A 16,663-nucleotide genomic window follows, 5' to 3' on the forward strand; every position below is an offset into this window, starting at 1 on the left:
TTACGCTGGCCTGAAGGCCAAGGGCAAAGCGAGCAAGGTGGCGCTCGTGGCGGTCATGCGCAAAATGCTGGTGATCCTCAACGCCCGTAAGCGAGACGCCGAGGTGGCCCTCGGCTGCCCCTGACAAGACAGTTGCTACTGACCGCATTCGCTCACTGCGCCAGGTAGCCACCATCGATGGCGTAGTACGCGCCGGTCGCGAACGAGGCATCGTCGCTGGCCAGCCAGGCCACCAGCGCCGCCACTTCCTCGGCCGTACCCAGCCGCTTCAAGGCGTGACGGCCTTCCAGCGTGGCGCGCACCTTCGGGTCCATCTTCTCCAGCAGCGGTGTGCTGATGAAGCCCGGGCCGACCGCGTTGACACGAATGCCGTCGGCGGCATGTTCCCACGCGGCGGTCTGGGTCAGCCCGACCACGCCGTGCTTTGCCGCCGCATAAGCGGTGGAACCGGCATACCCCACCTGGCCCAGGATCGAGGCCATGTTGATGATGCTGCCGCCGCTTCCAGCGGCTCGCATTGCCCGGATCTGCGCACGCTGGCACAGGAACACGCTGGTCAGGTTGACGTCGATGACCCGCTGCCAGCCATCAATCGGATAGTCACCGCTGCTGGCGGCCGGCCCGCCGATACCGGCGTTGTTGACCGCCACATGCAGGCCGTCGAGTTCCTTGATCGTGCGCTGCACCGCCGCCTCCACCGCTGCGTCGTCGGTGACGTCCAGCGCGATGCCAATCGCCTGTGCACCGGCATTGCGCAACTGCGCCACGGTGGCATCCACCGCATCCTGCTTCAGGTCCCAGACCGAGATCCGCGCGCCGGACGCCGCCAGGGTCTGCGCCACGGCCAGACCAATGCCGGACACGCCGCCGGTCACGATCGCGGTCTTGCCGGTGAGTTGGTAGTCAATCATCTGTGTTCTCCATCAGTGGGGGTATCGAAGTGGCCTGCAGCAGCCAACCGCCCCACCCTACGCGCGTGCATGTGATGGCCTGGCTGACACCGCGTCTACGGGCGATCGTTCCAGCCATGAAACCTCAACTCAAGTTGATGTATGGAATTGCGTACGGATATGCATGCAAAACGCCGGCGTATGCTCGGCGGCATTTTCACTTTGGCCGTAATCGTCAATCGTTTTGACCCTATTGGAATCAAAAGCGCGCGAATCGAGGCGACAATGGGAAACGTTTCCAGTTTCTTCGACACACTCCATTCAACCTGGCGTTTCCCCAGCCATCCAGAGTGCCCACGCCACTGCGTCCCAGCATGCCTGCGCGGGTAACGACCGGATCCGCATCTGCGTTGCAGAGCGCGTGGGCGAGGTCATGCCAGCGTCCACCTCCAAAGTACGTGCCGAGCGATGTCCCGATACTTCACTTTTGCCGATTACCGCCGCTTCGGCCACCGTCATGGCTTCGATTACCGCGCTGACCCGGAACACCTGCGCGACGACCAGTGGGCCGGCCATGGCGAGGTCAACGAGCAGTTCCTGCGCGGCGGCATGAGCCTGATCGCCTCCGACGTCCATAATCGCTTTCCTTATGTAGCGACCGCCCAGCAGAGTCCCGGCCTGGCCATCCGCGTGATGCTGCAGGGCCAGGTCGATGTGCGCATTCCGCGACGCGGTGGTTTCACCCTGCGCGCAGGCACGGCGATGACCGCGCACCACCGCGAGCAGGTCGAGATGACCGGTGCGCATCCCGGCGAAACGCGCATGCGCGGCGTCAGCGTCATGGTGCCCGGCCAGATCGATCCGGATCTGTTCCATCTGCCGCAGCTGGAGACCGCGCTCAACAGCCACCTGGAATGCCGCCACTGGGCCATTCCGCATACCCTGCTGCCGGTACTCGGCCAGTTGTTCGACAGCCCATGGGAAGATGGCATCGACGCCTTGTGGCGCGAGGGCGTTGCTCTGCAGCTGCTGGCCGTTGGCCTGAAGGCCGAGGATCTGCAGACCGACCCTGTACGAACGCTGCGGGCCGGCCAGCGCGAGCGCCTGGAGCGCGTGCGTGCCTACCTGCATGACGAGCCCAGTCACGCCCATAGCCTGGTCGAGCTGGCCCAGCTGGCCTGCATGAGCCCCAGCTCGCTGCGCCGTCATTTCGCCCAGCAGTACGGCTGCTCGGTGTTCGACTACCTGCACGAGCAGCGCATGCGCCACGCCGAACAGGGCCTGCGCGAGGACGGCTGGACGGTCGAGCAGGCCGCCGCCGCCAGCGGCTACCGTCATCCCAGCAACTTCGCAGCGGCATTCCGCAAGCGTTTCGGCCTGGTCCCCAGCCGCTGGCGCACGGGCCCTTCGAAGGTGGGGTGAAGGCCAGTGCCCTGGTAGGTGTCGACCTTGGTCGACACGCTCCCGCGCCATCGCGAATGCCGGCCGGCGGCCGGCACTACCACACCCGCCTGAATCAACCTGCCATGGCCCAGCCCTGGTAGGTGTCGACCTTGGTCGACACGCTCCCGCGCCATCGCGGATGCCGGCCAGCGGCCGGCACTACCACGTGCTGCCGGGCTATGCCCGGCGTCATCCTCTCCGCCTCAATACACCGGCAGATCGATGTAGCTCGCCTGCGCCGCGCTGTGCCAGACCCGCTGCGTGGCCTTCTGGTAATCGCCTGGCTTGGCCAGGTAGATGTTCGGCACGTAGGTCTGCGGGTTGCGGTCGTACAGCGGGAACAGGCTGGACTGCACCTGCACCATCACCCGGTGGCCCTTCTGGAACGTGTGGTTGGCATTGGGCAGGTCGAAGCGGTACGGCAGCACCTGGTTCGCCGCCAGCGGCTTCGGATCGCTGAAGCTTTCGCGGTAGCGGCCACGGAAGATCGCCAGCGACACAGGCAGCTCGTAGCCACCCATCTCCGGCGTCGACGCTTCCTGGTCCGGATACACGTCGATCAGCTTCACCACCCAGTCGCTGTCGGTACCACTGGTCGAGGCCTGCAGGTGCACTACCGGCGCGCCGCCGATGCGCAGCGGCGCGGTCAGCGGTTCGGTGATGAAGGTCAGCACGTCCGGGCGACCATCGACAAAGCGCTGGTCCTTGACCAGCCAGGTGGTCCACATGTCGCGGTCACCGAAGCGGACCGGACGCGGCACGAACGGCACCGGCTTGGCCGGGTCGGACACGTACTCCTCGAAGTCCCCCTCGCCCGCCGCCGGCGCCTGGAACGCCAGCTTGCCGCCGGCCCGCAGGTACAGCGGCTTGCTGCTGGCAGCACAGCCCTTGTCGCAGCTGCGCGGCCAACCCTTCAGGCGATCCCAGTGGTTTTCGCCAGTGTTGTAGACCAGCACCGGCGGCGTGTCCGCCTTCGGCGCACCGTCCACCAAATACTGGTCGAAGAACGGCTTGAGTACATCACGGCGGAACTGCAGCGCGGTATCGCCATCGAACTTCAGCGCGCCCAATTCGCTGCCGCTGTAGTTCACCTGGCTGTGCCGCCACGGCCCCATCACCAGGTAATTGCGGTTGTTGCCGCTGTCGCGCCCTTCCATTGCCTGGTAGGCGTGGTTGGCGCCCCACATGTCCTCCTGGTCCCACAGGCCCTGCAGCCACATGGTCGGCACCTTCAACGGTGTTTTCGCCATCACCGCGTCCAGCGCCTGACCCTGCCAGAAGCCGTCATAGGCCGGGTGCTCGACCAGCTTCTTCCACCAGGTCAGCTGGTCCACGCCGGTGAAGCGCGCGTAATCGCCAGCCGAACCGATCCGCAGGAAAGTGCTGTAGTCGTCATAGCCGAGGCTGGGCAGCGGCGTACCCTTGCCGCGCTTCTCGGTCTGCATCGCGAAATAGTTGAAGTTGACCTGGCGGAACGCACCGTAGTTGAGCCAGTCGTCGCCCATCCAGCCATCGACCATCGGGCTCTGCGGTGCGGCCACCTTCAGCGCCGGATGCGGGTCGGTCAGCGCCATCACCACGGTGAAGCCCTCGTACGACGAGCCGAGCATGCCGACCTTGCCATTGCTCTCCGGCACGTTCTTCACCAGCCAGTCGATGGTGTCCCAGGCGTCGGTGGAGTGGTCGACTTTGGTGTTGTTCAACGGCCCGCGCAACGGCCGGGTCATCACGTAATCGCCTTCAGAGCCGTACTTGCCACGGATGTCCTGGAACACGCGGATGTAACCGCCGTCGACGAACACCTCGTCGCCCTGCGGCAGCAGGTCGCGCATGCGCGGCGAATCACTGCGGCTGGCGCGGCCAGCGGCATCGTAGGGCGTGCGGGTCAGCAGGATCGGGGCATTGCGGGCGCCCTTGGGCACCACGATCACCGTATACAGCCTGGTGCCATCACGCATCGGCACCATCACCACGCGCTTGTCGTAGTCACGACCGACATCGGGGGCAACGAAGGGCTTGCCGCTGATGTCCGGGGTCATCGGCGGGGTATCGGCGGCCAGCACGGTGCTGGACAGGCAAAGGGCAATGGCTACAGCGACGGCACGCACACGCATGGACAACCCCTCCCGGCAGGAAAGCCTCAAGCCTACTCCTGCCTTGAGCCGTGAGGTGTGGGCGGGCTTTGCATTCTGCGGCGGATGCAGGCAGGACTGATGGCACATGTGCCCGCGGTGCCGCCGCGCTCGCCAACGACCGGTAGTGCCGGCCGCTGGTCGGCAACTTCATGATCCTGGGGCGCGTTACGCGGTTGCCGGCCAGCGGCCGGCACTGCCGGTCAGGCCATCGGCACTTCGTGCAACGCAAGCCAACGCCAACGCCCCTGCTCCTGGCGCAGCACCGCCAGCGACTCTCGCCATGTGGGCCGGCCGCCATCGAGCGAATGCCCTTCGCGATAGCGCAGCACCGCCAGCGGTGACAGCGCATCCACCGCCTGCACGGCTTCGATGGAAATCTGCAGCCCTGGACGCGCGCCATGACCACCCGCGAACAGTGCCTGCACGGCATTCCGGTCCAGTCTGCGACCCGCGATGCCGACCATGCTGAAGTCCGCGCAGAAATGCGCCATCAGATCGTCCAGCGCATCGGCGCCGACATCGGCACGGAACCAGGCCTGCAGCTTGTCGTGCAGGTGGTGGACTTCATGTTCTGCGGTGATATCCATCAGGCATTCTCAGGTTGCGAAAGGGAAACAGAGTGCGAGTGGCGCAACAGCGCCATCGGCAACAGCGTCATTGCGGCGGCCAGACCCAGAGCCACGCTGGTGGCGCGTGCTGGCAGCCACTGCATGGCCAGCGCCAGCAACAGCGCAATGGCGGCAGTACCAAGGCAGAAACTGAGCTGACGGTTGAGGTTCCAAAGGGCACTGGCATCGCCCAGCGCTTCACCCTCCACGCCGTGGAAAGCCAGCGTCTGCGCGGTACTGCTGCACAGGCTGCCACCGGCGCCCATCAGCGCGAACAGCAGCCCGGCCAACGCGAAGGCCGGCTGCGGCAGCATCGCCATCAACAGCAGGCCGCTGGCCTGCAGGATCATTCCCATACGCAGTACCGTGGCCGGGCCGAAGCGCGCCAGCAGGCGCTTGCTGGCCGTGATCGCAATGGCCGAGGCCAGCGCCCAGGGCAGCATCAACGCGCCGATGCGTGCCGCGCTGTAACCGGCCTGGTGCAGCTGCAGGGTACTGACCAGCTGACTGCCGATGAACACACCGGGCACTGCCAGATAGACCAGCATCGCCAGGCGCAGGCCCCGATGGGACAGCAGCGACCAGCGCAGCAGGGGCTGCGTCTGCTGCCGTGCATGCCGCAGGTGTGCCGCCGCCAACAGCATTGCGATCAACAGCATTACGGCACCGGCGGCCCGATGGCCGGGTTCACCCAGCCAGGTCAGCGCCAGCAGCAACGCGCCCAGCGCCAGCATCGCGGTAGACAGCGCATAGGCCTGCAGGCGCGGCGCACTGCGCGCGCCATCGGCCGGCATCCAGGCCAGCACCAGCCCGATCGCCACCACGGCCGGCGGCAGGCTGGCCCAGAGCACACCGCGCCAGGACAACCACTGCACCAGCAGCCCACCGAGCGCGGGCGCCAGTGCCGGCACCAGCAGCGCCACCAGCAGGATGCGGCGGGTCAGCGCGCCACGCTGGTCGGACGTGCATTGTCGGTACGCTGCCGCCTGTGCCACCGGAATCAGCAGGCCACCGGCCAGCCCCTGCAGCAGGCGCCAGCCCAGCAGCCAGCCGATACCCGGTGCGGCGCCGGCCAGCACAGCGGCAACCGCGAACAACAGCAACGCCACCAGCAGCAGGCGACGCTCACCACAGCGCGCGGCCAACCAGGGCGCCAGCGGAATCACCACGCTCAGGCCCAGCATGTAGGCGGTGCCCACCCAGGCCAGGGTACCGACATCAGCGTGCAGTTCCGCTGCCAGTGCCGGATAGGCCACCGTGGCGATGAACATGTTGACCAGATCCAGGGCGAACGCCAGCAGGAAGATCGCCTCATGGCGCAGGCGGGGGGACGGCATCGGCGGCGCTCCAGCAGGGAAGCGGCCAGCATGCCGTGCGGGCCTTGTTGGAAAAACACGACAGCAACTGCAACACTGTCAAATCCACTTTGACAATGAATTGCCATGGTCAGCCTCGATCGCTTCGATATCTTCCGCGCCGTGGTCGAGGCCGGCAGCCTCACCGCAGCAGCTGATCGGCTCGGCCTCAGCCGCGCGGTGGTCAGCTTCAACCTGAAGCGGCTGGAGCAGGAGCTGGGCGTGACCCTGCTGTTGCGCAGTACCCGCCACTTGGCCCTGACCGAGGCCGGCGAACAGTTCCTGCAGCACTGCGTGCAGGCGTTGGACGCCGCACAGGCAGCGATCGATGCCGCGCGCCGCGACCAGCACCAGCTTCAGGGCGTGCTGCGCCTGACCACCACGCCGGAGTACGCCCAGCTACGCTTGATTCCTGCGCTGGAGGCGTTCCGTGCGCGGCACCCGGCGCTGCAGCTGCACCTGTCCACGTCTCCCGCGCCGGCGGACCTGATTCCCGAGCGCTTCGACCTGGCGATCCGTCTTGGCCGTCTGCCGGATTCGGGCCTGCACGCCAGCGAACTGGAACGCCATCCACTGTGCCCCGTGGCGGCTCCGTCCCTGCTGGCACGCCTGCCCTCTGCCGATGCTGCCGACGACCCCGTGCAGCTGGGCACCCTGCCCCGCCTCGGCTACCCGCGCCTGGCCGACGTGCCGGTGGTGGCGCCGGATGGCAGCGACGCCCTGTTTGCCACCAACCCGGGCAATGCGGTGGTGCGCGTAGATGGTGCCAGCAGCCTGCGTGCCTTCGCCGTGGCCGGCGCCGGGGTCACCGTGCTGCCACGCTGGCTGATCGAGGACGACTTGGCCCAGGACCGCCTGCGCCCGGTGCTGCGCCAGCACCGCTTCCCGCAGCAGAGCGTATACGCGGTCTACCCGCACAGCACGCAGCCCTCACCGAAGGTGCGGCAGCTGATCGATTTCCTGCGCGGGTGGTTTGGCAAATGAAAAAAGGGACGGAGGGGATTAAGTCGTTTATGCATAAACGACTTAATCCCCTCCGTCCCCTTTTTCAGACACGGCCCTGTGCGGGCCGTGTCTTCAGGCATCAGCGCAGCACCTGCTCCACCAGCTGCACGTCCACGCTCTGCAGCGGCTCGGCCGCATTGCGGGACAGCTGCACCTGGTAGGTGCCGCTGTCGATCTTCCACTGGCGCGCCTGTGCATCGTAGTGGGCCAGGGTCTTCGGCTCGGCTTCGATGCGGATGCGGCGCTGTTCGCCCGGCTGCAGGTTCACCTTGTCATAGCCGATCAGGCGGATCGGCGTGGTGCTGCCGGCCGGAAGCTTCAGGTACAGCTGGGCCACGTCGGCACCGGCACGCTTGCCGGTGTTGCGGATGTCGACGCTGGCGACCAGGCGCGAGCCCTCCACGCTCACCTTCAGGTTCTCATAGGCGAATGAGGTGTAGGACAGGCCATGGCCAAAGGAGAAGGTCGGGGTCAGACCCTTGGCCGCCATCCACTTGTAGCCGACGTTGGCGCCTTCGATATCGAAATCGAACACATCACCAAACGGCTTGGCCGGCTTGAAGCCGAGGCCGTCGATGTGCGGGCGTGGCAGCTGCGATTCGTCCGTCACCCAGGTCACCGGCAGGCGGCCGGACGGATTGACCTGGCCGGTCAGCAGCGCGGCAATGCCTTCGCCACCGCGGATGCCCGGATACCAGGCCTGCAGCATCGCCGGCACCTGCGCCAGCCACGGCGTGCGCACCGGGCCGTTGGTTTCCAGCACCAGCACGGTCTTCGGGTTGGCCTTGGCCACTGCCGAGATCAGGGCATCCTGGTTGTCCGGCAGCTGCATGTCCGGCAGGTCCACCGATTCGGCGGCCCACTGGGTGGCGAACACGATGGCCACGTCAGCCTGCGCGGCGGCCTTGGCCGCAGCGGCGGCATTGATCCCGTCCACATACTCGATGGTCGCGTCCGGGCGCGCCGCACGCAGCGATTCCAGCGGCGAGGACGGGTGGAAGATCACCGGGCCCGGCCAGGTGGTCGGCATCACGCCCGGCACCGCATTGGTGCCCTTTGCGGTCACGCCCACCATCGACGAACCACCGCCACCGATCACGCCCTTGTCGGCATGGCCACCGATGATGACGATGCGCTTCACGCTGTCGGCCAGCGGCAGCAGGTTGCCCTCATTGCGCAGCAGCACGCTGCCCTCTTCCACCGTGCGCTGGGCAACGGCGAAGCCGGCCTCGGCATCGACCTTCTGGTGCTGCGGCGGGTTGTCGAAGCTGCCATGCAGGAACATCGTGCGCAGGATGCGCGCCACCATGTCGTTCAGGCGCGCCTGCGGCACCACGCCACCGTGCACGGCCAGGCGCAGCGGTTCGTCGAAGAACACCGCCGCGTCGAACACTTCACCGGCCGACTGCTGATCGAGGCCGGCCAGCGCCGCCTTCGAGCCACTGTGCACGCCACCCCAGTCGGACATCACGAAACCGGGGAACTTCCATTCCTGCTTCAGCACCTGGTTCATCAGGTAGCCGTTCTCGCAGCCGTAGGTGCCGTTGATCTTGTTGTACGAGCACATCGCCACGCCCGGGCGACCGGCTTCCAGCGCGATCTCGAAGGCCAGCAGGTCCGACTCGTGCATGGCCTGTTCGCCGATGCGCACGTCGTGGAAGTTGCGGCGGGTCTCCATGTCGTTCAGCGCGAAGTGCTTCATCGAGGAGATCACGTGCTGGCTCTGCACGCCCTGGATCAGCGCGCCAACCATCGAGCCGGCCAGCAGCGGATCTTCACCGGCATATTCGAAGTTGCGGCCGTTGCGCGGGTCGCGCTGCAGGTTGACGCTGCCCGACAGCAGGATATTGAAGCGCTGCTGCCATGCCTCGCGACCCATCGTGGCGCCACCGGCGAAGGCGACTTCACGGTTCCAGCTCGATGCGGTGGACGGGCCCGACGGCATCGCCGTGGCGAAATCGCCCGGGCGGATGCCACCCGGATTGGTCACGCCGACGCCGGCATCGGCCGATTGCTGCGACGGAATGCCCAGCCGCGCCACGCCCGGCACGAAACCGGCCGAACCGACTGCGCCTTCCGGCAGCGGGCCACCGTCCTTGCCCAGCCCGAAGTAGCTGTGCAGCATCTGGAACTTCTCATCCTCGGTCATCGCCTTCAGCAGCAGCGCAGCGCGCGCGTCGGCGTTGAGGGTGGTGTCCATCCACGGCCTGTCGCCATGCGTGTCGGCGGCGTAGGCCAGGGTCAGCAGGGTGGCGCGCAGGGTACTGCCTTCCACCTTGAACGGCGCACTGCTGGCGGCCTGGAAGCCATCGCTGAAATAGCTGGCATCGGCTTCCAGCGCGACACGCGCCGGATCGAAGCCTGCGGCCTTGGCCGATTCACCGGCCACCGCGCCGAGCAGCACCGCCGGTGCACCCAGCCGCGAACGGGTGACCAGCGCTGGCAGCTGCGCCGCACCTGCACCGGCATCGGTATAGACCGCCACGGTGTGGCGGCCGTCGTCCAGGCGCAGGTAGTTCAGGCCCGGCTGGTCGGGGCCGGATTCAGCGGCGATCGGCAACCGGGTCAGCACGGCCTGGCCGCGCTGGGTCTGGCCATCATCCTTGCCGGCAGCAATGAAGCGGTACGCGTAGCCCAGGCCATCGGCCAGCACCTGCAGCGGATCGACCTGGCCGATGCCGCGCTGCACCTGGCGCACGCTCACCGCGTCCACCTGCAGGGTCTTCAGCTGGGCGGCCAGGGCCGGCATCGCCTCGGCGGTCGGGGCCTGTTCCAGGGTCAGCACAGTGAACGCGGCGGGGTCGGCCCAGGCCGGGGCGGCCAGTGCGGCAGACAGGGCCAGGGACAGTGCAAGCGGCTTTGTAAACGTTTTCATCGGCAGGCGTAATTCCGTTGCCAAGGCAATCGGTCCAGGGAAAGTGCCGCCGAAGGGTGCAGCGTTCATGCCGCGCAGGGGTTGCCAGGCAACGTCCCGCAGGCCGATGGACGGGCCGGTCTGCGCGCGGGACCCTCCTCCCGGCGTGACAACCTGCCTGCCCGGGCCGCGCAGGGCGACCCAATCCTGTGAAGATTGTGCGAGGGCGTTCACACCTGTCAACAGGACCTAAGTCACAGGGGCAACCCGGCCAGCGGTTATCAGGCCATCACCGGCGGTCATCAGCGCGCCGCGCGAGGCTGCCGATAATGAGGGTCCCTGGCCACGAACCGAGCCCATGACCGTCCATCGCGACTTCGACCATCTCTGGCGCGACCGCTGTGACACCTCCAGCCAGCGCGCGCCGCGCGTGTTGATCCGGGTGTTCGTGGCCCCGGGTGAGCTGGAGCGCAGCGTGGCGTTCTACGAGCAGCTGCAGGGTGTGGTGGCCGATGCGGGGTTCCCGTTTCCGGAGGCCGGGCTGCGTCTGGCGATGGTCGGTGCGTTCCTGTTGATCGAGGGCAGCGAGACGGCGCTGGCGCCGTTCACTTCGACCACGGGAACGCTGCTGGTCGACGATGTTCGGCCCTATCACGACAAACTGGTCGCGGCTGGCGCCGAGATCATCTTCCCGTTGCAGGTGGTACCCACCGGGGCGGCGTTCAACGCGGTGCATCCCGATGGCACGGTGGTCGAGTACGTGCATCACCGGCCGGATCCGCACGGCCGGTGAGGGGACGGCCGGGCTGCGCCCGGCACCCGCAGAGGCAACGGCCAAAGCAACAGCGGGGCTCCTGTGGGTAGGCGGGGTGGGTCCGTTGGCGGGGGACGCCGTGAATCCGTCCCTGGAGGCTCGGTCGCGCCATCCATGGCGCTCACGCCCCCGCCAACGGACCCACCCCGCCTTAGACAATTTCTCGCAACCTGCAGTAGATCCACGCCATGCATGGATGCTCTTCGTTTCATTGTCGAAATATTTGATTTCGATGGAGATTCATCCACGCATGGCGTGGATCTACAATCCCTCCATGTCCTCCCCCTCCCTACCCTGGAATGGCACGTTGCAGCTGGATGCTCACGTGGCCGTGCTGCAGGGCCATGCCGGTGGCAGCGCCTCGCATGCGCACTACGCCCATCAACTGCTGTTGAGCGACGGTACGCCCTGGCAGATCGAAGTCGATGGCGTACGGCAGCAGGGCCAACGGCTGTGGCTGCCGTCCTTCCAGACGCACGCGATTCTGTCGGCGCCGGAAGCGGGCTGTACGGTGTTCCTTGAGCCGGCGCATGCCGACCTCGAACAGATCCAGCAGCACCTGCACGCGCTGCCGGGCACTGCGATGGAACTGCACGACTGGCTGCCACGGTTGAGCCGCCCACAGCCGCTGGACCGCCGCGTGCAGGCGGCGTTGGCCCGTATTGCCCAGCACCTGCCCGGCCCGGTGCCGGCCGCCGATATCGCCGAGGCGGCGCACCTGTCGACCAGCCAGCTGCACCGGCGTTTCCAGTCCGAGCTGGCAGTGACCCTGCGCGGCTGGGTGCTGTGGCAACGGTTGCGCCGCGCGCTGATGCATCATCTGAGCGGTCACAACCTGACCGACAGTGCGCATGCCGCTGGATTCGCCGATCTGGCCCATCTCTCGCGCAGCCTGCGCGGCATGTTCGGCATCGGTGCCGCGCAGCTGCAGGGCCTGCAGCTGAACGCGGCCTGACATGTTCAATCATTCGCGCCTGCGCAGGCCTTCCGGCAACTCCGGCACCTCGCCATGCGGCAGTTCGCGGAACGGTGCCAGCAGCTGCCCCGGATAATCGCGCGGATAGTCCGGTTGGCTGCCGATGCCAAGGTCGCGTTGCTGCAGCCGATAACCCGGCGCATCGAAGGCGGTCCCCAGCAGATGGTCCCAGGCGGTCAGGAACAGGCCGAAGTTGACGTCGCCCGCGGTGCCGTAACGCATGTGGTGGAAGCGGTGCAGCGGCGCCCAGGCCATCACCCGACCCAGCACGCCGGGACGCATGTCCACGTTGGAGTGCTGCAGCAGCAGCTGGATGGCAATGGCGAAAGCCAGCACCGCAGCCACCGGCATCGGCAGGCCCAACAGCAGCAGCGGCAGCACGCCGCCCACCGCTTCGGCCGCCTGATGCAGCGGGTGTTTCATCAGCCCGTTGAAGCCGTACATGCGGGTGACGCTGTGGTGCACCGCATGCAGCCGCCACAACCAGCCGATGCGATGGCTGGCGTAGTGCACCAGGGTGATGCCCAGATCAGCGCAGACGATGGCCAGCAGCACCTGCAGCGCGAATGGCCACTGCACCGGCCACAACTGCCACGGAATGATTGCCGCCAGCAGCGGCACCGCCGCGATCGACAGCAGGTTCAGGCTTTCGTTGACCAGTGCATGCAGGCTGTCACGCAGGCTGTCGCCGTGGTCGTGGTTGAACGCGGGGTCGTACGGCCAGGCACGCTCGGCGGCGAACGAGACCGCGATGGCGGCCGCCAGCAAGGCCAGCAGCCACAACGGATCACCGTGGCAATGGCCGACCCAGACGACGGCAGTGGCAACGAAGCCCAGCAGGAACAGCGGGGCATACAGGCGGAGCATCCAGTGCTTCATGGGCAACCCGGAAAGTGAGGGGCCTGCATGCTGGCGCCGCGTATGGGGTGCTGGCTTGAACAAACAGCGCAACCCGCACGCACCGGGTAGACGCCGACCTTGGTCGGCGCCGCGTTTCCCACATCCACGCATGGCGCGGCTCTACAATGGCGCCCTCATCGCGCCCGGGGCCGGCATGGATTCCTTCAACCTGATGCGTGCCTTCCGCCGCATCGTCGAACGCGGCGGGCTGGCCCGCGCTGCCGAAGACCTCGGCATGTCGCCCGCCGGCCTGAGCAAACAGCTGCGCACGCTGGAAGCGCATCTGGGCGTGGTACTGCTGCAGCGGACCACGCGGCGCATGAGCCTGACCGAGACCGGCCACGCCTATTACCGCGAATGCTGCCGCCTGCTCGACGAGCTGGACGCATTGGAACGCGGCATCGCCGAACAGCGCGGCGACGTGGCCGGGCGCCTGCGCGTGAACGCGCCGCAGTCGTTCGCACTGAGCACGCTGTCGCCGCTGCTGCCACGCTTCCTGCAGCAGCATCCGCAGCTGTCGTTGGATCTGGTGATGGAAGATCGCCTGCTCGATGCAGTCGGTGAGGGTTTCGATGTATCGCTGCGGCTGCGTGCCGAGCTGGATGATTCACGCCTGGTGGCGCGCCGGCTGGCGTCGCTGCAGCAGGTGCTGTGCGCGGCCCCGTCCTACCTGCGGCAGCATCCGGCACCGCAGGCGGTGGACGATCTGCAGGCGCACAGCGTGCTGGCCTACAGCCTGTCCGACTCGCCCGGCAGCTGGCCGCTGCTCGGCCCCGATGGCCAGGTGACGATCACCCTGCCGGCGCGCGTCACCGTCAACAACAGCCTGCTGCTGCGCGACCTGCTGGTGGCCGGCATGGGCATCGGCGCCCTGCCCTCGTTCCTGGCGGCACCGGCACTGGCCCGTGGCGAACTGCAGCAGGTGCTGCCCGACCACCGCTATCCGCCACGCTTCGTGCATGCGGTCTACCCCACCTCGCGCCACCTGCAGCCCAAGGTGCGTGCCTTCATCGATTTCCTGCACGCCGAGCTGCCCGGCTGCGCCGGCCTGGATTCGTAACCGCCAGCGAAAACTGAGCTGCCCGCGGCGTGCTGTTTCGGCCACGCCGCGCTGCCTAATCTGCCGCCTCCCCTCTCACCGATGGCAGGCAGATGTCTTCCGTTCCTTCCCCCGCCACCGCCGCGCCGGTGGTCGATTTCTTCCACGACGTGGTCTGCGGCTGGTGCTTCGTGCTGGCCCCGCGCCTGCAGCAGGTCTCGGCCGAACTCGGCATCCAGGTGCGCCACCGCAGCTTCGTGCTGCAGGACTCGCGCGCGCAGATGGTCGAGGTGTTCGGCTCGATGGAGCGCGCCAAGGCGATCATCCTGCGCCACTGGACCGACTGCGCCGCGCATGAAGACACCGCGCGCATCGATATCGAAGGCATGCGCGCACAGGACTTCGAGTATCCGTCCGGCTGGCTCGGCGCACTGGCCTGCCAGGCCGCCGGCATGCTCGGTGGCAACGACGCCCATGGCGCGATGTTTGATGCCGTGCAATGGGCGCACCTACACCAGCACCGCAACATCGGCGACGCCGAAGTACTGCTGGATATCGCCGAATCGCTGGGCCATCCACGTGGCGCCTTCGCTGACCACATGCGCAGCGACGCAGTACGCCAGCGCGTGCAGGCCGATCGTGCCGAAGCCGCTGCCCTCGGCATCCGTTCCATACCCACCGTGATCGGCGGCAACGGCCTGCGCCTGCAGACCCTGCCGCTGCCACACCTGCGCCAGGCCCTGGCGCCTTTGGTCGCGGCCTGAGCCGCACCCTCCCCCACCCTGCAAGGAGATTCCCCATGACCCCACGTACCCTGGCCACCGCGCTGGCCCTGCTGCTGGCCGGCACCGCCGCTTCCACCACCGTGTCCGCACACGAACGCGTTCCCTCCGGCCAGCAGGTCGGCACCAGCCCCTGGGGGCCGAAGGACGAGATCGGCCGCCTCAACCTGATCACCGAAGCCTCGCGTGCGGCGATCCTGTCACGGGTCAGCGGCGGCAAAGCCTATGACCTGGCCACCGAATACTACGTCGGCATGCCCAGCTGGCAGGATGCCGGCGACCCGCACTACCAGTTCTGGATGACCCACACCCCGCGCGGCACGGTGATGGACGACCCGATGGGCGTGGGCGAGACCATGAACCTCACCCGCAGCTACACCGGCACCGCATTCTCGATGTACAGCCACACCGGCACCCACATCGATGCGCTGAACCACTTCGGCATCCACGGGAAGATCTGGAACGGCTTCGAGGCCGACAAGCACCTCGGCGACCGTGGCTGGAATGTCACCGGCATCGAGAAGTTCCCGCCGCTGATCGCGCGTGGCGTGCTGATCGACGTGGCCGCCGCCAAGGGCGTGGACATGCTGCCTGACAGCTACCGCGTCACCCGCCAGGACCTGAAGGATGCGCTGGCACGCCAGAAGGTGAAACTGCAGCAGGGCGACGTGGTGCTGATCCGCACCGGCCGCATGCGCCTGTTCGAGCAGCCCAGGGCCTACATGGCCAACCCGCCGGGCATGGGCCTGGACGCGGCACGCTTCCTGGTCGAGGACAGCGGCGCGATGATCGTCGGTGCCGACAACCTCAGCTTCGAGACCTTCCCCTCGGAGGTGTCCGACGACTACGTGCCGCTGCACACCTACCTGCTGGCCCAGCAGGGCGCGCCGATCATCGAGCTGGTGGCGCTGGACGAACTGGCCCGCGACAAGGTCTACGAGTTCGCCTTCATCGGCGGCCCGCTGAAGATCCGCGGCGGCGATGCCGCGCCGCTGCGCCCGGTGGCGCTGCCGGTGCGCCCGTAACCAGGGCCTGTGGGTGCCGACCTTGGTCGGCACTCCTTTACCCCCTTCAGCAACCTGAAACCGGACCCTCCGATTTCATTAGTAATTCTACTCACAAAACGAGTAGCATGTCTGGTCTCAGCCCCTGATACCGGCCCGTCGATACTCGCGCCATGCCCGCTGTTTCCGCCCGTTCCTGCCGTTTCCAGCCCGCCCGGCGCCTCCCCTGGAGGGCCGGCTGATGGGTGCCGTCGTCGCCCTCGACCGGCTGCTGGACGGGCGCCAGCTGTGGCGCGGCCCGGCCCGCCAGGGGCCGGCCAGCGACCACCTGGCCAGCGGCCACCCGGCACTGGACGCACGCCTGCCCGGCGGTGGCTGGCCCACCAGCGGGCTGTGCGAGGTACTGCAGGCGGCGCCCGGGGTGGGTGAGCTGGCGCTGGTCTGGCCGGCGCTGGCCAAGCTGAGCCTGCGCGACCGCCCGATCGTGCTGGTCGCCCCGCCCTATCGCCCGCATGCCCCGGCCTGGGCGGCAGCCGGGCTGGACCTGGCCCAGCTGCAGATCATCCACGCAGCGCCGAAACAGGCGCTCTGGGCCACCGAGCAGTGCCTGCGCTCTGCCGCCTGCGCGGCGGTGCTGTGCTGGCCGCACCAGGCCGACGACCGCGCCCTGCGCCGGCTGCAGGTCGCCGCCGACAGCGGCCAGTGCCTGGGCTTCGTGTTCCGCGAGGCGCAGGCGGCGCGCAATCCCTCTCCGGCCAGCCTGCGCCTGCAGCTCGACCACGGCCAGGTGCGGGTGCTGAAGTGCCGAGGCGGCCTGCCGCCGGCGCAGCCGTTGCCGCTGGCCATCGCCCACTGAGG

Annotated in this window: 14 protein-coding genes and 1 pseudogene; 9 read left to right on the forward strand and 6 right to left on the reverse strand. The window is 67.6% G+C overall.

The window, feature by feature from the left end; all coding sequences use genetic code 11:
* Window positions 1-124, forward strand: a pseudogene (locus AC5P6S_RS04250) (IS110 family transposase); the annotation flags it as partial.
* A gap of 28 nt (window positions 125-152) precedes the next feature.
* On the opposite strand, the gene AC5P6S_RS04255 reads toward AC5P6S_RS04250, so the two are convergent.
* The gene (locus tag AC5P6S_RS04255; protein ID WP_012480580.1) at window positions 153-911 is read right to left on the reverse strand and encodes an SDR family NAD(P)-dependent oxidoreductase; all 759 of its coding nucleotides are present in this window, start codon (window positions 909-911) and stop codon (window positions 153-155) included.
* A gap of 447 nt (window positions 912-1,358) precedes the next feature.
* Between AC5P6S_RS04255 and AC5P6S_RS04260 the strand changes: the two genes are divergently transcribed.
* A complete protein-coding gene (locus tag AC5P6S_RS04260; protein ID WP_049431010.1) occupies window positions 1,359-2,312 on the forward strand; it encodes a helix-turn-helix transcriptional regulator in 954 nt (317 codons plus the stop codon).
* A gap of 224 nt (window positions 2,313-2,536) precedes the next feature.
* Here the strand turns inward: AC5P6S_RS04260 and AC5P6S_RS04265 are convergent, their stop codons facing one another.
* From AC5P6S_RS04265 to AC5P6S_RS04275, 3 genes are all read right to left on the reverse strand, one after another.
* Complete coding sequence (locus AC5P6S_RS04265; protein WP_005413777.1) at window positions 2,537-4,447, reverse strand: CocE/NonD family hydrolase; 1,911 nt, start codon at window positions 4,445-4,447, stop codon at window positions 2,537-2,539.
* Window positions 4,448-4,668: 221 nt separating this feature from the next.
* Window positions 4,669-5,055, reverse strand: a complete 387-nt coding sequence (locus AC5P6S_RS04270; RefSeq protein WP_012480582.1) for a DUF4440 domain-containing protein — start codon at window positions 5,053-5,055, stop codon at window positions 4,669-4,671.
* Window positions 5,055-6,413, reverse strand: coding sequence for an MFS transporter (locus tag AC5P6S_RS04275; RefSeq protein ID WP_012480583.1), 1,359 nt, complete (start codon window positions 6,411-6,413; stop codon window positions 5,055-5,057). Before AC5P6S_RS04275 ends, AC5P6S_RS04270 begins: the two co-directional genes overlap by 1 nt.
* 105 nt (window positions 6,414-6,518) lie before the next feature.
* Between AC5P6S_RS04275 and AC5P6S_RS04280 the strand changes: the two genes are divergently transcribed.
* Window positions 6,519-7,415 (forward strand): LysR family transcriptional regulator, encoded by an 897-nt coding sequence (locus AC5P6S_RS04280; protein ID WP_005410042.1) that lies wholly within the window; start codon window positions 6,519-6,521, stop codon window positions 7,413-7,415.
* A gap of 100 nt (window positions 7,416-7,515) precedes the next feature.
* On the opposite strand, the gene AC5P6S_RS04285 is transcribed toward AC5P6S_RS04280, so the two are convergent.
* Window positions 7,516-10,311: a beta-glucosidase gene (locus AC5P6S_RS04285; protein WP_080047705.1), complete on the reverse strand. Its 2,796-nt coding sequence runs from the start codon at window positions 10,309-10,311 to the stop codon at window positions 7,516-7,518.
* A 337-nt stretch (window positions 10,312-10,648) separates the two neighbouring features.
* Between AC5P6S_RS04285 and AC5P6S_RS04290 the strand changes: the two genes are divergently transcribed.
* Together AC5P6S_RS04290 and AC5P6S_RS04295 are read left to right on the forward strand one after the other, a co-directional pair.
* Window positions 10,649-11,083, forward strand: a complete 435-nt coding sequence (locus AC5P6S_RS04290) for a VOC family protein (RefSeq protein ID WP_005410044.1) — start codon at window positions 10,649-10,651, stop codon at window positions 11,081-11,083.
* 271 nt (window positions 11,084-11,354) lie between these two features.
* Complete coding sequence (locus AC5P6S_RS04295) at window positions 11,355-12,059, forward strand: helix-turn-helix domain-containing protein (RefSeq protein ID WP_495204483.1); 705 nt, start codon at window positions 11,355-11,357, stop codon at window positions 12,057-12,059.
* 9 nt (window positions 12,060-12,068) lie between these two features.
* Here AC5P6S_RS04295 and AC5P6S_RS04300 read toward each other — a convergent pair whose 3' ends face one another.
* Window positions 12,069-12,947 carry a sterol desaturase family protein gene (locus AC5P6S_RS04300; RefSeq protein ID WP_012480586.1) on the reverse strand — a complete coding sequence of 293 codons (879 nt, stop codon included), beginning with the start codon at window positions 12,945-12,947 and terminating at the stop codon, window positions 12,069-12,071.
* Window positions 12,948-13,089: 142 nt separating this feature from the next.
* Between AC5P6S_RS04300 and AC5P6S_RS04305 the strand changes: the two genes are divergently transcribed.
* The 4 genes from AC5P6S_RS04305 to imuA all read left to right on the forward strand — a co-directional run bounded on the left by AC5P6S_RS04305 (window position 13,090) and on the right by imuA (window position 16,661).
* The gene (locus AC5P6S_RS04305; RefSeq protein WP_181453421.1) at window positions 13,090-14,040 is read left to right on the forward strand and encodes a LysR family transcriptional regulator; all 951 of its coding nucleotides are present in this window, start codon (window positions 13,090-13,092) and stop codon (window positions 14,038-14,040) included.
* A 92-nt stretch (window positions 14,041-14,132) separates the two neighbouring features.
* Window positions 14,133-14,783, forward strand: coding sequence for a DsbA family oxidoreductase (locus AC5P6S_RS04310; RefSeq protein WP_012480588.1), 651 nt, complete (start codon window positions 14,133-14,135; stop codon window positions 14,781-14,783).
* 35 nt (window positions 14,784-14,818) lie between these two features.
* Window positions 14,819-15,826 (forward strand): cyclase family protein, encoded by a 1,008-nt coding sequence (locus AC5P6S_RS04315; protein WP_012480589.1) that lies wholly within the window; start codon window positions 14,819-14,821, stop codon window positions 15,824-15,826.
* Window positions 15,827-16,046: 220 nt separating this feature from the next.
* The gene (gene imuA, locus AC5P6S_RS04320; protein WP_005413787.1) at window positions 16,047-16,661 is read left to right on the forward strand and encodes a translesion DNA synthesis-associated protein ImuA; all 615 of its coding nucleotides are present in this window, start codon (window positions 16,047-16,049) and stop codon (window positions 16,659-16,661) included.
* Window positions 16,662-16,663: the final 2 nt, after the last annotated feature.

It is taken from the genome of Stenotrophomonas sp. YJH_SMC_119, assembly GCF_059368315.1.

Bases quoted from the DNA above. Each gene is read 5' to 3' on its own strand.
- AC5P6S_RS04255 (WP_012480580.1), bottom strand. From the start codon at position 911: ATGATTGACTACCAACTCACCGGCAAGACCGCGATCGTGACCGGCGGC.
- AC5P6S_RS04260 (WP_049431010.1), top strand. From the start codon at position 1,359: ATGTCCCGATACTTCACTTTTGCCGATTACCGCCGCTTCGGCCACCGT.
- AC5P6S_RS04265 (WP_005413777.1), bottom strand. From the start codon at position 4,447: ATGCGTGTGCGTGCCGTCGCTGTAGCCATTGCCCTTTGCCTGTCCAGC.
- AC5P6S_RS04270 (WP_012480582.1), bottom strand. From the start codon at position 5,055: ATGGATATCACCGCAGAACATGAAGTCCACCACCTGCACGACAAGCTG.
- AC5P6S_RS04275 (WP_012480583.1), bottom strand. From the start codon at position 6,413: ATGCCGTCCCCCCGCCTGCGCCATGAGGCGATCTTCCTGCTGGCGTTC.
- AC5P6S_RS04280 (WP_005410042.1), top strand. From the start codon at position 6,519: ATGGTCAGCCTCGATCGCTTCGATATCTTCCGCGCCGTGGTCGAGGCC.
- AC5P6S_RS04285 (WP_080047705.1), bottom strand. From the start codon at position 10,311: ATGAAAACGTTTACAAAGCCGCTTGCACTGTCCCTGGCCCTGTCTGCC.
- AC5P6S_RS04290 (WP_005410044.1), top strand. From the start codon at position 10,649: ATGACCGTCCATCGCGACTTCGACCATCTCTGGCGCGACCGCTGTGAC.
- AC5P6S_RS04295 (WP_495204483.1), top strand. From the start codon at position 11,355: ATGGCGTGGATCTACAATCCCTCCATGTCCTCCCCCTCCCTACCCTGG.
- AC5P6S_RS04300 (WP_012480586.1), bottom strand. From the start codon at position 12,947: ATGCTCCGCCTGTATGCCCCGCTGTTCCTGCTGGGCTTCGTTGCCACT.
- AC5P6S_RS04305 (WP_181453421.1), top strand. From the start codon at position 13,090: ATGGCGCGGCTCTACAATGGCGCCCTCATCGCGCCCGGGGCCGGCATG.
- AC5P6S_RS04310 (WP_012480588.1), top strand. From the start codon at position 14,133: ATGTCTTCCGTTCCTTCCCCCGCCACCGCCGCGCCGGTGGTCGATTTC.
- AC5P6S_RS04315 (WP_012480589.1), top strand. From the start codon at position 14,819: ATGACCCCACGTACCCTGGCCACCGCGCTGGCCCTGCTGCTGGCCGGC.
- imuA (WP_005413787.1), top strand. From the start codon at position 16,047: ATGGGTGCCGTCGTCGCCCTCGACCGGCTGCTGGACGGGCGCCAGCTG.